Source organism: Thermococcus sp. (genome assembly GCF_027052235.1).
In the GTDB taxonomy this organism is placed as follows: domain Archaea; phylum Methanobacteriota_B; class Thermococci; order Thermococcales; family Thermococcaceae; genus Thermococcus.
This window is the reverse complement of the sequence record NZ_JALUFF010000049.1, coordinates 22012-36582: the sequence shown is the minus strand read 5'-3', so window position 1 is coordinate 36582 and position 14571 is coordinate 22012. Positions and strand designations below refer to the sequence as shown.

The window sequence follows — 14571 nt, the reverse complement described above, 5'->3', positions numbered from 1 at the left end:
AGGGAAAGAATAACGCCGGAGAGCTGTATGACAGTTGATGAGATAAACCATCCCTTGAGTATACCCAATAGCAGTAATCCTAGTGCAACTCCTGTTTCTATCCATATCTCTAGAAATCCATAAAGAGCTTTACGAGACACATTAACTGCGTTTTCATAGACGATTTCTAGCCGTTCTATGTCACTTTTTGCATTTTTTAGACTATTCCATTCATCTTTACATTGCGACAGGATTATCTGGGGATCCATTTTTGGAACTGTTTGGTTATACTTGTCTATTATGCCAGCTGCAAGCATAGGGCCACTGGCGGCGATAATACCTGCCAATATCCTGGACATCCCACTGGCCCCAGTGTTTCCAAAAGCCCCATACAGGAAAAAGATTCCCGCAACCAACAGTAGAATACCGAAGAGAGTGCCTTCCTCGTGAGAATGGCTACATGGATCGCTCATTTCCCTTCTCCCTCCGGGTATTTATGGATTTCCCTTCTCCCGAAGGGTATAATATCTGGAGGGAGTGCATTAAAATCGAGAAGCGCTTCCGTGAGTAAGTTCAAGGAGGAAGAAGGGCACGTCCTCCTTCTCCAAAACCCTTACACCCTTTGGATACCTACGGTGAGCTTTTCCCGCTTTCACCTCGACCTTCAGATTTCCAGCAACTGCATCGACCTCATAGGAGTTCCTGTAGTAGTAAACCTCGCCGAAGCGCCGGTAGAGGTGTTCCTGAACAACCCACTCGTAAAGTGCATCTTCCCTAAGCTCCGCCCCGCTCCAGACCGAGAAAAGCCTCGCCAAGAGAGGGTCGCGGAAGAAGAACTTCTTCTCGCGCTTGTAGAGCACATGGTTACCCTGTTTGAGATAGGCTATTCCGAGGATGTAAAGCTCGGTGAAGAACTCTATGTAGTCTTGGATTACCTTGTAGGAGTAGCCGGAGGTCATACTGGCTAAGGCCCTGAAGCTCGTCGCCGAGGGAGCGCTCCTTATCAGGGCTGAGAGCGTTTCCTTCGCTATCTCAAGGCTCTTCCCGAATCGAACGAACTCCCCAATGTAAGCCCCGAGGAGGTCGTCCATTGGGAGGCCATTTATTGATGCCGGGAACCCTCCCGTCTCAAGGTATGAATTGAAGAGCTCCAAGACTTTTTCCCTCATCAGTTCTGGATTCTTAAGTCCCATTATCTCAACGTACTCCGGAAATGAGGGGGGCATTACCTCTATTGTTTTACCCTCTCCCCTCCTGCCCGGGAAGAGCTCGATGTCCCTCTTGACCCTCAGGGAGCTTGAGCCAGTAACCGTAACTACATCTCTCTCCAAGAGGCCAGCATCTATGAGCGGTTTAACCCCCCGCCACCAACCTTCAAGTGATGTAACCTCGTCGAGGAAAATGTAACCCGTTTTAATTCCTTCTTTTTCCTTAAGCTCTTGGAACTCACGGAGAAGGTCTAAAAGCTCGCGGTGGCTTGGAAGAACCTCGACGTTGATGTAGAGAACCGCCTCAGGCGGGTTATCCTTCAGGAGGTCTTGAATCAGGAGCTTTATCCCGGTGGTTTTCCCAACTTGCCTCGGGCCGAGGATGAAGTTGAGGGAGAACGGCCTAAGCGAAAGCTTCTCCAGCCATTTTGGCCTCCAGTGTAACCTCTGCTCTTTCCAGCGCCTCACGTGGTAGTCCTCTCTCCCCTCCCACCACGGGTTCATGTAGGTGATGTTGCCCAGCCTCATAGGAACACCTGAGAAGTTATAGTCCTCAACACTTTATAAATGTTGAGAAGTGTGAGTTCTCAGGGTTTAAAAGAAGAATCAGAGCTTAATAGCTATCTCTGCTTTGTCAGTCTTCCTGAGCTGGATGGCAAAGAGGGCCTTCTCGATGGAGCGCTTGTAGAGGTAAAGGGAGTGATTTTAATCCCTTCCTCCTTCTCGTCCTACGCTCAGCGATGCAATTCGGCTGTTTCTTCAAAAATCGATAAAAAGCCAAGAAAAGACGCAAAGCACTTCCTAGACCCTCTCGTAAACCTCCTGAGTTATCCTGAGGACGGCCCGGTAGAGCTTCTCGCTTATTATGCCTTCCTCGTAGTGCCGGGCCAGCTTCTCCTTATCTATTATCTCCTTGGTCCCGTCGGGCCACTTTACGATGTCCACCTCCAGGTCAACGTATCTTGCCCCGTCCGGGTAAATCTCGACAGGCGTGTTTATGTTGTAGTACTCCCCCTTCAGATTGCCGTTCCTATCGTAATACCTGTGCACGAACCACCACTTCCCGGCCTCTATTTCGGTTATGGCGTAGTCCCCGGGCTCTATCGGGAGCTCAAGACCGTCGTAGAACTTTCCGGGCCTCAGGTTCCTCCGCACGGTGACCTTTAGGGGGCTCTTCGAGACCTCAACAACCTCTCCCGGCCCTATCTTTATGAGCTGGCCGTCCGGCTTCACGTGCTCGAATCTGAAAAGCCAGCCCCTCTTCGGCCCCTTGTTCTCAACCAACGCCTCCCAGAAGCCGGCGTTTACCTTCATCCTCTGGCCGGGAACCTTCGAGAGAATCCCCTCCGCTATCTCAACGGCGAAGCCCAGCTCCGGGTCCTTGGCCTTTAATGAGTGGTGCCCCTCAACGGTCGGCACTACTCTGTTCCTTATCTCGTCGAGCTTCTTCTTGGCTCCTCCACCGAACTCGACCTCGTAGATGTTCCGGCCCTCGATTATGAGTGAGGGAGCGAAGTAGGTGTCCGCCTTCTCCAGCCTGTCGGCGAGCTTTGAGAGCCTGACTATCTCGTCCCTGAGGGTGTTCCAGTCCTTGTAGGCTGCGGCAGTCCTCCAGAGGATTCCCCACTCGCCAAGGTCTATGCTCAGCCCGAGGATTCTCAGCCTCTCCCGCTCCTTCTGGTCCCGTATCTTCCTCGATATCTTGACGTGCCTCTGCGCCCCGACCGGCTTCGGGATTAGAACGGCGTAATCACCGGGAACGGTGAGGGTCGTGCTCAGGTGGGGGAGGAGGTTGTGCTTTTTGACCTGAACGAGGACTTCGTCGCCTTCTCCAGCCCGGGGGAGTTCCTGCCTTGGAACCGTCCCTATGGCGCTCCCTATATCAACGTAAACGAACCTCTCATCGACCTTTACCACGAGCCCCTTGTATATCCCGTAAAGCTGGTAGGGGAGCCTCCTGAAAAAGACGTCTATGAACTCCTCCTCGAAGACCCTCTTGGCCTCCTCAACCGCGTTCCCGACCAGAACAACCCCCTGCCTGTCCTTCTTGTCGTAGATGTCAACGTCGAACTCGTCGTAGGTCTTTTCGAGGCCGAAGCGCTCGACGATCTTGTTGCTCGGCTGGCTTATTCCGAAGCCCCTGTCGAGGAAGAGCTTCGTCAAGGCCGTGCTGTATATGCCCCTAATCCTCACCGTAGGCCCTGTGTCTGTAGACACTTTCACCACCCCTCATCTTCTTCTCAACCACTCCGATGAGAGTGAGTCCTTCGAGTATCTCCCCAGCGTCCCTCACACCGCTGAGCTTCTCAACGTTTCTCGCCTCAACCCAGAGCAGACCGCGGGAGTGCCAGGCCTTTAGAGCCTCCTCGGCCCTGTAAACGTCGGCTGGATGGGAGTAGAGCCTCCTCACAAAGGATATCAGCCTTTCCAGCCTTCCCTCAATCTCCCGGGTCTTTCTGATTTCCTCAAGTATGCTCACCGGAACCTTTTTTTGGTTTTCGCCCAGGAAGGCCAGCCCCTCTATCTCGGCCGACAGTTCCCCGAGGTCTTTTCTAACGGCGTAGTCGTAGAGCCTGTGAAACTGGATCAGACGCTCAAGCGAGCTCTTGAACCGGGCCTTTGATGTAAAGTCCTCCCTGCCTGCCAGGCTGAGGAGCTCCTCAAGGCGGAACTTCATCTGGTGCTCGTTCCGGTATAGGTCTTTCGATGCCTCCTCCGCTCTTCCCCCCACCTTCGTCAGCTCCTTGTAAAGCCTTGTGCTCAGCTCAAGCTTTTCCGAGGACAGCTCGTGCAGAACCTTTATAGTCTCTATCCCGGCACCACCAGAGACAAGCTCCGAGAAGGCCTCCTCAAAGGACGAGTGAAGCTCTTCAAGGCGGTTCAGAACAGTCCTGAGTTCTTCGGCGTTCATACCCAGACCCCCTAAACCTTAAGTCTCCCGGCAACTACTTTTACTTTTCGATTGGGCTGGTTAAACAAAAACACTTACCCAAAAGCTTTATTTTAAACTGAACTCTACTCCTTCGGGGGAGGGGAGGTGCTCTACGACCGCTTTGGGAGGCCAGTGACGAACCTGAGGATTTCGCTCACCCAGGAGTGCAATTTCCGCTGTTTCTTCTGCCACCGCGAGGGCCAGAGGTTTTTAGCTAAAAACGAGATGACACCTGAGGAAATCGAGAGGCTCGTCAGGATAGCTTCCCTGCTGGGCATTAAGAAGGTCAAGCTCACCGGCGGAGAGCCGACCGTCAGGGGGGACATAATCGAAATCGTGAGGCGCATAAAGCCCTACGTGGTCGATTTAAGCATGACGACCAACGGGAGTCGCTTGAAGGAGCTCGCAAAGCCCCTCGCGAAGGCCGGCCTCGACAGGGTGAACGTCTCCCTCCACAGCCTCAGGAGAGAGGTTTACAAGCGAATAACGGGCGTCGACATGCTTGAAACCGTTCTTGAAGGAATCGAGGAGGCGGTAAAGTATCTCAGCCCGGTCAAGCTCAACATGACGGTCATGAAGGGCCTGAACGATGGTGAAATCTGGGACATGGTCGAGTTCTCGGCTAAAACCGGGACGATACTCCAGCTCATCGAGCTTGAGGCACCGAGGGAGATGACTGAAACCTCTTTCTTCAGGAAGTACTTCTACCCGCTCAAACCGGTTGAGAGGGAGCTTGAAAAGAGGGCAGTAGAAATCAGGGAGAGGAGAATGCACAGGAGAAAGAAGTACTTCGTTCCGACCGACTACGGAGTTGCCGAGGTTGAAGTTGTCAGGGCGATGCACAACACGATCTTCTGCGCCAACTGCACGCGTTTGAGGGTTACGTCCAACGGCATGTTCAAGACCTGCCTGCTGAGGAACGACGACCTGATAGACTTCATAACCGCCATGAGAAACGGTGCGAGCGACGGTGAAATCGTTGAAATCTTTAAGAAGGCCGTCCTCATGCGCGAGCCCTACTGGCGTTAGAAAAAGTTTTTTTGGACAACATCTAAGTACCGTACAGGCGGTTCGATGGACGTACTGTATCTCGGTTACTACGTTGCAATTGCATTCCTCGTAATCCTTGGCATCTTCGGGGTAGCGGCCTCATTTCGGGAATACAGAAAGCACGATGAGCCATTCAAAACCCTTGCAAGGGTTCTCTGCGAGTCTTTTCTTCTTTTCGGCTTCGGAACAGCCCTGGGGGTTACACTCTCCGTCTTCTACTCCCGTAAGCTGTGGGTTGTTATGGCGGCCTCCGCCACCTTTGGCTACCTTATGCTCGCGGCTGCGGTTCTCGATATCTTGAGAAAGCTGAAGGCCAGAAAGCGGGTTAGCAAAAGACTCCCCGCCCCCCACGCAATCCTGATTGAAAGTCAGGAAGACGCCTTTACCCTGATCCGGGCCCTTTACCGCTATGCAAGGGTGCCACTAATGGTCATAACGCGCGTTCCCCTCGAGGAGTGGACGGCCAAGACAGGGGTTCTTCCCGACGAGTACATCTGGCTTAGCAGGGTTGAACATGAGAGTAGTGTGAGCCCAACGGATCTCCACGTCATCCTCCAGAGGATAGAGAGGTTCCTCATGCAGAACCCCGGAGGCGTTGTCTACGTGGACGGCGTTGAGTACCTCCTCTTCTACAACGACTTCAAGGGACTCGCTAAGTTCCTGATCTCTGCCAAGGACATGGCGGTTCTCCACGGTGGCCACATCGTGCTCCTCGTCACCCCCGGTGCCTTAAAAAAGGTGGAGCTGTCAATACTCAGAAAGGAGTTCGAAATGGTAGATGTAGGGCTTGTTCTCAGGGAAGTGCTTGGCCCAGCACTTTTCGAGACGTTACCCCCAGAGCTGAAGGTGAAGAAAAATGCCCGCGCTAAGGGTTCCGAAAGGGGAGGCGAAGGTTTTACAAAATCATTGAAATATTGAATAAAAGGTATTTGTAGTTGGAAGGATACTGGGATGGAAACATTCAAATATCCATTCTAAGTTATAGGAATTCATGAGCGTCATGATTAAAGATCAAGATGATGAAACTCCGTTGACATTATATGTTGGGTTAATGGGTTTTATTGTGATAATGTTAACTGTTGGGATACTTCTGAGATATCCTCCGGTTTGGGGGCATTCAGAAATAAATGAGAACTCTCGGTATTTAATAAGTTCTATATTCCAAGGACTAGTTGCAGCTTTTGCAATGATATTTACTTTTATTTTATTAGCTATTCAACTGTCTTACAATTACAGCGAACTTTTAATTGATGAATTTTTCAGACTTCCAGATATACTATACTTAGCATTGTTCCTAGCTAATGCTGTTCTATCTCTTTTGATCATGGGGGGATTTTTTTTAACACCTATTTCCTTAGGAAAATTTATAATCACCATGCAATGGGTAATTTATATTAATGTTATTTTTTCAATTGTATTACTATTAGCGCTAGTTCCATATTTCATGTATGTGAAAAAAAGAATGAATGTTTTATATCTTGCAGAATCACTAAAAAGAAAATGCCTGAAGACTATAGATGGCTATCTAACTAGAAATAACGACTTGAATACCAAGCAAGTCCTTATGAGAATCAAGAGAAACTCTACTGGTCCGTTATTTTCAATTATAGTACGTCTTGCGGCAGATAAGAAGTATTACATAATTCCAAAAATTCTGGATATAATAGAAAGCTTAATAGAAGATGTTATGAAATTAACTATTAATCAAAGAGAAATTAGAGTGTGTGCAGAGCTAATTAGTATAGTAATAGAAATATCTTGGAGTATAAATCATATTGCGGAAAATTTTTTAGAAGATAGGTTTGTGATAGATGAAACAATTGCAAGTTTAGTTCGAATTAATAAAAAGTTCATATCAACAGTGTTGCTTGATGATAGCATCTCAGATAGTATTAGGAAATTCTTAATATATGGTGAAGAAGGAACAGACTATGAGAAAAACACCCCAATAATGAGAACTACACAGATGCTGGAAGACATTGCATGGAGAGCCTCTTATAAAAATCTTGATTATGTGATAAACGTTGTATTTTCTGGAGTTAATGAATTAATGAATTTTGTTGCTAATATATCCAGAAAAACTGAACAAGGGGGGAAAAAGTACATGGAGGATATTATCGGCTTAATAAATGGGTGGCACATTATAATGGGGGCGTATGCTAAATATAGCAAAGACGATTATATGTTAAATCAATCATTAAAATCATTACAAATTTTAAATTCTTGTGAAAAATTAGATAGGGCAAAAAAATGGGCAGAACAAATTATTGATGCACACCCACGTTGGGTGCTAGATAGAACAACATTGTATGAGTTTATTTATTCAATACGAGATACAATATGCTCGCAGGATGAGGAAAACTCAAAGAACCAATCTAATACTACCAAAGTCTTACGTACTGTGTAACCAATATAATCTATCTTCTTTTTATCTATCAATTATCACTTCTTCAGAAAGTCGAAGAGCGTCGCCTGCTTGCCCTTCTTCTTTTCCTCCTTCTTCCTGCCGACGGCCTCTATTTCTTTCTCAGCCTTCTCAAGCTCCTCCTCGCTGATTTCTTCCTCCTCCTTCTCCTCTTCCCTGGCCTTCTTCTCGGCTTCTCTCGCCCTTGCCTCAAGCTCGCCTTCCCTCTTAAGCTTCTTCTCTATGTTCATGCTCTTAGCCCAGATGGTCTTGGCCTTCTCGGAGCTTCCAGCGAGGAACTCGACCTCCTTCTCGCTCAGGTCGAGGAAGACGGTGAAGTGAGCAGCTAAGTCCGGGTTGTTCTCGAAGATTACCCTGAGGTAGTGGAGGGTCTCTATGGCCTCAAGCTTTGCCATGTGCATCTCCTTCATGACCTTCTTCAGGATGGAATCCCTGAGGCTTCTCTCCTCCTTGCTCTCGGTGAGTATCTTTATCGTCTTCGGCGGGTAGATTTTGACGAAGCCCTTCTTCTTGACGCCTGCAACCGCAACCCCAGCGGTCATCATGTCGGTTGCATACTTCCAGAGGGAATAGTTGCCCGTCCTCTTGGCCCTGCCGAGGTAGATGTCGGCCCTGCTTATTGCCTCGTAAGCTCTGGCTATGTCCTCGGGTTTGTAGTAGACGTAGGGAACGTTCTCGTCAATCCAGAGGAGGAGCTCGTCGGGGTACATATCAACTCCAAGGACTGCCATCTTGGCCCTCTTGGCGTTGTCGGTGGCGAAAACCTGAGCAAGAGCCTGAAAGACGCTCTTCTCAACGTCCCTGTAAGCTAAAACTTCCCTCGCGTCTTCAACTCCCCCAGTGACAACCGTCTGGAGGTCGTTGATAGCAGCCCTTAGATCGCCGTTGGAGCGCTTTGCTATTTCGTAGAGTATCTCCTTGGGAACCGTCTTGCCCTCACGCTTCAGAATTCTGACGAGGGCCCTGATGATGTCCCTCTGGGTGAGGCGCTTGTACTCGACTATCTGGGCCTTGTTCCTTATCTCCCTCGGTATCTCCCAGTAGTGGTTGGCGCTCATTATGATGGGATTTCTAGCTTTGTCGATGAGCTTCGCTATCTCCCTGGCACCGCTCGGCTCCATGTTGTCGGCCTCGTCGAGGAATATGAGCTTTCTCCTCTTCCCGAGGATGTCCATCGTGTAAGCCGCTTGAACGTAGCGCTCTATCTTTTCGTAGGTTCTCTCGTCGCTCGCGTTGAGCTCGATTACCTCAAAGCCGTACTCCCTCGCCAGAGCGTAAACAGTGGTCGTCTTTCCCGTTCCCGGCGGGCCCGCTAAGATTAAGGCCTTCTTCTTCGGCGGGTTGCCGTGAAGCCACGCCTCAACCCATGCTCTAACCTGCTCTATCGCCTTCTCCTGGTTGATAATCTCGCTCAGCCTTCTCGGCCTGTACTTCTCGACCCACGGAACATCGCTCATAGCCATCACTTGCCCATTATGGTGAACTGAGCGAGTAAAGCTTCGAGCTGTATCATCTCGTTGGCCCCTTCAACGAGTCTAAAATTGTACTCGCCTATCTTGTCCGCCAAAGCCACCTTTTTGTCTTCCGGAATCGGGAGGTTGAAGACCTCCTTGTGCATCTGGATGAGGACATCCTCACCGCTGAGGCCCTGTTTGAGGAGAATTTCCCTCAGCTTTTCCCTCGCCTTAAGGAAGTTGCCCTCTAAAGCTAGGGTCATCATCTCGCGGACGTCCTCTGGTCTTGCCCTGCTGGCAACTAGGAAGACGTTCTCGTCGGTTATCTTCGTGTCGAGGGCGGCAGCAGCTTGAAGGACGTTTATAGCCCTCCTCAGGTCGCCTTCAGCGACGTAAAGAATTGCCTGAAGGCCCTCCTCGGTTAGCTCAAGTCCCTCGTTCTCGGCGATGTACTTGATGCGCTCCGCTATGGCCTCGTCGCTGAGCGGTCTGAAGCGGAAGATGGCACATCTTGACTGAATTGGCTCAATAATCTTTGACGAATAGTTACAGCTGAGAATAAACCTCACGTTGTTCGAGAACATCTCCATCGTTCTTCTCAACGCCTGCTGGGCGTCTTGCGTTAGAGCATCCGCTTCATCAAGGAAAATTATCTTGAAGCTCGCCCCTCCTATCGGCTTCGTCCTTGCAAATTCCTTCACCTTCTCGCGGATGACGTTTATGCCTCTTTCATCGCTCGCGTTAAGTTCCAGAAAGTTGTGGCGCCAGTTCTCGCCGAACAGCTCCCTCGCGAGGGCTAAAGCTGCCGTTGTGTTGTGGAGAACCGTCGGAAGGTTGCCGCCTATGAAGTTGTGGTAGCCCGGCACGTGGAGGTCGTAGATTACGAAATCGCCTTTGAGCCTCTCGACCTCGACTATCTCGTCCCATAGGAGCTCGTTCTGGGCGAGGAAGATTAGGTAAGCCACTCCCCTCTTGAGCTTTTCGTCGTTCAGGATTTCCCTCAAGAGCTTCAGCTCGGCCTTCCTGATCTCTTCAAGGGTCTCTATTTTCTCGGTGTTGCTCTCAAGGGCTACCCTTACGCTCGAGTTCCAGGTGCCGATAAGCCTTCCAATCTCCGCGTAGCTTGAGTACTTCCTGGCGAAAGTTCTCATGGCCTCTATCGTTTCTTCAAGCCCGATTCCAAGGGCATCTGCAATCCTGAGGTAGTTTCTCAAGCTTGGCTTCCTCCTGCCGTTTATGTACTCAAGGAGTCTGTCTGGCCTTATCCCCGTCTTCTCGGCTATTTCCTTCCTTCTCTTAGCCACTTCGCTCCAGTCAATAAGGATGCTCTTCGACAGGGCCTTCTCAAGCCCTTCCAGCTCGTCGAGGCGGTAGTAGATTTCCTTCATCAGCTCCCAGGCGATTTTCCTTGCCTTTTCGGGACTCCACCTGACTTTGTCGTCATAGAATTTGAGCCTAAGTCTGTCCCTGACATATGAGATAAGCTCTCTGTCGGCGTAGAGGGAGCCGATGTTGGGGTTTGGTTTCTTTATCAAGGCCTCAGCCTTTCTCCTCTTCTCCTCCACGGAAAAGCCGACCTCGGAGAGGAAGCGTGAAATGTTCTCCGAGCCCGAGATAACAACGTAGTAGTAGGTGCGCCTCTTGGCGGTTTTGCTCCTGATTTTGGCGACAACTCCAAGCCCCGCGAGTGCATAGGAGACCTGCTCAGCCATCTCCCTGCTCGCGGTTGAGAGGACTATGCCGTTGCTCTCAACTCCGGCGTCGCAGTCGAAGTAGGCCCTCAGGAAGGAGCGAAGTCCTTTCCACCCTTCCGTTGGTATGTAAACCCTGTCGGCCTTTCTGCCCGCGAGGCCGAGGCTCTTAACGAGCTCCTTCGCCATCTTTGAGTTCACGTAAACATCTGAAGCGCGGTTTTTGTGGAGTCTCTCCTTAACCCTTGCGTCGGGGAAAAGTCTCTCTGTAAGCTCCATGAAGCGCTTCCTAAGCCTTTCATCGGTGTTGGTGAAGGTTATCGCGTTGGTGTTCGAATCCGCGTGACCGTCGCCTATGAAGTAGCCGAGCCATTCCGCGAGAGGGTCTTCATCGAGAACCGCGGGGAGGAAGCGCGGGACTGCAAGCCTGTCCCCGGGCCTAAGTTCCTCGGCTTTAACCCATTCAATTCTTCCGTCCTTTCTGTTGACGAGGAGGGGATGATATGTGGTAACCTTAAGCTCCCTGCCCAGTCTCGTCCTTATCCTGATGAGCTCACTGGTTTTGTCTTTGTAGACGTACTCCACCGGCAACTCCCTCAGCTTGCCATCCTCGTCAACTCCGAGAACCCTGAGGCCGTTAACCGGTGTTGGACCAAACCTTCCTTTGCCAATCCTCTCAACTAGCTCGCCAATGGTTGTTAGCCCGCCGTTTGCTATGACCTTGGCATCTCCCGTGAGGCACTTCCCCACGCCAGGAGGGCCTGCAAAGAGCAGGTGCGGCATAGAACCGGTTTTAACGTAGTGTTTGAGCCTCTTGACGATGTGATCCTGACCAACTATCTCGTCCAGCCTCTGTGGGCGATACTTTTCAACCCACGGTTTCTCAAGGACTTTAACCTCCCTCGGTTCCTCGGGCATGGCTTTCACCTAAAGGCTTATTTTCTCGAAATGTTTAAGGCTTTTGCCATGGATCCGCTTGAGCACGCCTCGGTTCCGAGTCTGGTATATCTAGCGCTCTCACCCGAACCATCTCTGGTCTTCCTGACGGCCTTAGTCGTCGGAGCGGTCTTCCCTGACATCGACGTCTTGGCTGGAGAGCACCGCTCGTACCTCCACTCACTCCTTCTGTTCCTCCCTGCTCTTCTCGTGGCAGTTCTACTCGGGGGCTACCCTCTAGCCTTTGCCCTCGGCTGGCTCAGTCACCTGTTCCTTGACTTCTTCACGGGGGTGATTCCCCCGGTTTACCCCCTTTCGAAGCGTGGTTGGGGGTTGTCAATTGCCGTTACCGGGCCGATGGATTTTGGGATTGAGGTTAAGCTAATCGAAAGATACCCAGAGAAAAGGCACGATTACAGGCTGGAAATCGGCGGAAGTCTCGCACTCGCCCTTTTAACGCTCCTCACGGCCATAATCAGACTGCACTGAGCGGTTCAGTGCAAAACTTTTATACCTCGATGTCCAACTACAACCGGTGGTTCTCATGGGGAAGCTCGACTGGATTAGGGAAGAGCTCCAGGAGCTTAAGGAGAAGGGCCTCTACGTGACTATAAGGAAGCTCGAAAGCCCCCAGGGCCCTTGGGTTGTGGTTGATGGAAAGAGAGTTCTCAACATGTGCTCCAACAACTACCTCGGTCTTGCGGCACATCCCGAAATCAGGTATGCAGCTATAAGGGCAATCCTCGACTACGGTGTCGGCGCTGGGGCCGTTAGAACGATAGCCGGAACGATGGAGCTCCACGTCGAGCTGGAGGAGAAGCTCGCCAAGTTCAAGAAGAGGGAAGCTGCAATCCTCTTCCAGAGCGGTTACAACGCCAACCTTGGAGCCATAAGTGCCCTCCTCAAGAAGGGCGAAGATGGAGTGTTCATAAGCGAAGAGCTGAACCACGCGAGCATAATAGACGGAATGCGCCTCAGCGGTGCTCCAAAGGTGATTTACAAGCACATAGACGTGGAAGACCTTGAGAGGAAGCTCAAGGAGAACAAGGACAAGAAGAAGAAAATCATCGTCAGCGATGGAGTTTTCTCCATGGACGGTGACCTCGCTCCTCTCCCGGAGATGGCTGAGCTTGCCGAACAGTACGATGCCATACTCTACATTGACGATGCACACGGTGAAGGCGTTCTCGGCGACAGCGGAAGAGGAATTGTAGACCACTTCAATCTCCACGACAAGGTTGACTTCGAGATGGGAACTTTAAGTAAAGCCTTCGGTGTCATAGGCGGCTACGTAGCCGGTCCAGAGGAGGCAATCGAGTACCTCCGCCAGAGGGCAAGGCCGTTCCTCTTCTCAAGCGCGCCGAATCCGCCCGATGTCGCCGCTGCCATAGCTGCCGTTGAAATACTCCAGAGGAGCGACGAGCTCGTCAGAAAGCTCTGGGACAACACCCACTTCCTCCAGAAAGGATTGAGAGACCTCGGATACGACCTCGGCAACACAAAGCACCCGATTACTCCCGTTATGCTCTACGACGAGAAGCTCGCCCAAGAGTTCAGCAGGAGGCTCTACGACGAGTACAACATCTTTGCCCAGGCGATAGTCTATCCAACCGTCCCGCTCGGAACTGCCAGAATAAGGCTCGAACCTTCCGCGGCCCACAGCAAGGAGGACCTGCAGTACGTTATAGACGCCTTCGAAGACCTGGGGAAGAAGACTGGCTTTTTGAAGTGAGGTTTTTGTGTTTTCCTCACTCTTTCAATCAACCTGTCCACAATCAGGCTTCACGAGGTTCGCGCTTGAGGTTATCCTCCTATGGTATCCACCAGGGGCGGTTTTCCTTGTGATGGCTACCCAACGTGTCTCTGGCAATCTCATAGGTTTTCTTGAGTTCAGGGTTCTGAGCGTATCTATATGAGATGATTCTTACGCCCGTTTATCTTCCATGGATCGCAGGTGAATACGGGAAAGGCTCAACGGGGAGAAGTCTGGATAATCCAGAAACAGTCCATTGGAATAAGCGGACTTTCTTTTCTCTTTGGTTTTTATGCGCTCCCGTGAGCCAGCATCTCCAATACAAAATTGACGTACACCACAAATGCAATCGAGAGGTACAGTGATAGGATAACTAAAACTGCTCTCTCCTTGAGGTTTTTTCTCTCAATCCGGATGTTGAATACGCTATCTATGATCCCGATAACTATATACGGTACGAGTGGAAGCAATAGTAAGACCTTTGCTTCTGATACAGGGGTAAGACCTCTGTGGAGTATGAACAAGAGTGAGTAAGCCAATTTCCCCGATATAAACCCAATGCCTGCCAGTAAGAGTTCAAATTTAAGAGCCTCCTTCATCCTGAGGATCTTTTTGAGGAGTAACCTTACAATAAGCCAGTAAATTCCAGGGATCATTGATTGGAGAAGCTCCAAGAGCAGAAATATAGGAGGTAATACTGCTCCCGCAATCTCAACGGCCCCCACAATCACTGCCGCCAGTGGTGGAATGCCAAGTTTCGTTAGAAGTTGAGCGATCTCTAATTCGTGCTCCTTTAAGTAGTCCAAGCCACCCCACACAAAGCCTGCAAGGGGAAAGTAAGCGAGAATTGTAATCTGTGCTATAATGTCGTTGTGGAGTGTTGAGGATAATTTAATGGCTCCTATCACTGCGAATATAAAACCCGTTGTTATTACCAGCGATCCAACGAACCCATTTAAAAGCTTCTCCTTGGAAATCTTTGACATAAGCCACGCCGAAAGAATGGCTGAGGGGCCTGCCCATATCAAAGCGAAAATTAGTATTCCCATTAGTAAGTCCACATTATTCCCCTAGTGGGGAGATTCTCCCTCTTATTTAAAGATTTTGCAGCGGAGATCAAATTGAAATGAACTGAGGATTGCA

The 14571-nt window shown here is 50.4% G+C and carries 12 protein-coding genes; 5 read left to right on the top strand and 7 right to left on the bottom strand.

Features of this window, described 5'->3' with window-relative positions; all coding sequences use genetic code 11:
• From MVC73_RS05790 to MVC73_RS05775, 4 genes are all read right to left on the bottom strand, one after another.
• A partial coding sequence (locus MVC73_RS05790) for a hypothetical protein (RefSeq protein WP_297508160.1) occupies positions 1 to 452 on the bottom strand: 452 nt, incomplete at its 3' end.
• A gap of 69 nt (positions 453 to 521) precedes the next feature.
• Positions 522 to 1715, bottom strand: a complete 1194-nt coding sequence (locus MVC73_RS05785; protein WP_297508157.1) for an ATP-binding protein — start codon at positions 1713 to 1715, stop codon at positions 522 to 524.
• 273 nt (positions 1716 to 1988) lie between these two features.
• A complete protein-coding gene (locus tag MVC73_RS05780; protein WP_297508180.1) occupies positions 1989 to 3404 on the bottom strand; it encodes a ribonuclease E/G in 1416 nt (471 codons plus the stop codon).
• Positions 3370 to 4098, bottom strand: coding sequence for a hypothetical protein (locus MVC73_RS05775; RefSeq protein ID WP_297508154.1), 729 nt, complete (start codon positions 4096 to 4098; stop codon positions 3370 to 3372). Before MVC73_RS05775 ends, MVC73_RS05780 begins: the two co-directional genes overlap by 35 nt.
• A 126-nt stretch (positions 4099 to 4224) precedes the next feature.
• Here MVC73_RS05775 and moaA point away from each other — a divergent pair, with 126 nt between their 5' ends.
• From moaA to MVC73_RS05760, 3 genes are all read left to right on the top strand, one after another.
• A complete protein-coding gene (moaA, locus tag MVC73_RS05770; RefSeq protein WP_297508151.1) occupies positions 4225 to 5148 on the top strand; it encodes a GTP 3',8-cyclase MoaA in 924 nt (307 codons plus the stop codon).
• 45 nt (positions 5149 to 5193) lie between these two features.
• Complete coding sequence (locus tag MVC73_RS05765; protein ID WP_297508148.1) at positions 5194 to 6087, top strand: DUF835 domain-containing protein; 894 nt, start codon at positions 5194 to 5196, stop codon at positions 6085 to 6087.
• Between the two features lie 73 nt (positions 6088 to 6160).
• Positions 6161 to 7576, top strand: a complete 1416-nt coding sequence (locus MVC73_RS05760; protein WP_297508146.1) for a hypothetical protein — start codon at positions 6161 to 6163, stop codon at positions 7574 to 7576.
• A 35-nt stretch (positions 7577 to 7611) separates the two neighbouring features.
• Here the strand turns inward: MVC73_RS05760 and MVC73_RS05755 are convergent, their stop codons facing one another.
• Both MVC73_RS05755 and MVC73_RS05750 read right to left on the bottom strand, forming a co-directional pair.
• Positions 7612 to 9051 carry a replication factor C large subunit gene (locus tag MVC73_RS05755; RefSeq protein WP_297508177.1) on the bottom strand — a complete coding sequence of 480 codons (1440 nt, stop codon included), beginning with the start codon at positions 9049 to 9051 and terminating at the stop codon, positions 7612 to 7614.
• A gap of 5 nt (positions 9052 to 9056) precedes the next feature.
• On the bottom strand, positions 9057 to 11657 hold the full coding sequence (locus tag MVC73_RS05750) for a replication factor C small subunit (protein ID WP_297508175.1): 2601 nt from the start codon (positions 11655 to 11657) through the stop codon (positions 9057 to 9059).
• Positions 11658 to 11705: 48 nt separating this feature from the next.
• Here MVC73_RS05750 and MVC73_RS05745 point away from each other — a divergent pair, with 48 nt between their 5' ends.
• Both MVC73_RS05745 and MVC73_RS05740 read left to right on the top strand, forming a co-directional pair.
• Positions 11706 to 12164 carry a metal-dependent hydrolase gene (locus tag MVC73_RS05745; protein WP_297508143.1) on the top strand — a complete coding sequence of 153 codons (459 nt, stop codon included), beginning with the start codon at positions 11706 to 11708 and terminating at the stop codon, positions 12162 to 12164.
• Positions 12165 to 12219: 55 nt separating this feature from the next.
• Complete coding sequence (locus MVC73_RS05740) at positions 12220 to 13407, top strand: glycine C-acetyltransferase (protein ID WP_297508172.1); 1188 nt, start codon at positions 12220 to 12222, stop codon at positions 13405 to 13407.
• 311 nt (positions 13408 to 13718) lie between these two features.
• Here the strand turns inward: MVC73_RS05740 and MVC73_RS05735 are convergent, their stop codons facing one another.
• Positions 13719 to 14489 carry a hypothetical protein gene (locus MVC73_RS05735; protein WP_297508140.1) on the bottom strand — a complete coding sequence of 257 codons (771 nt, stop codon included), beginning with the start codon at positions 14487 to 14489 and terminating at the stop codon, positions 13719 to 13721.
• Between the last annotated feature and the right edge of the window lie 82 nt (positions 14490 to 14571).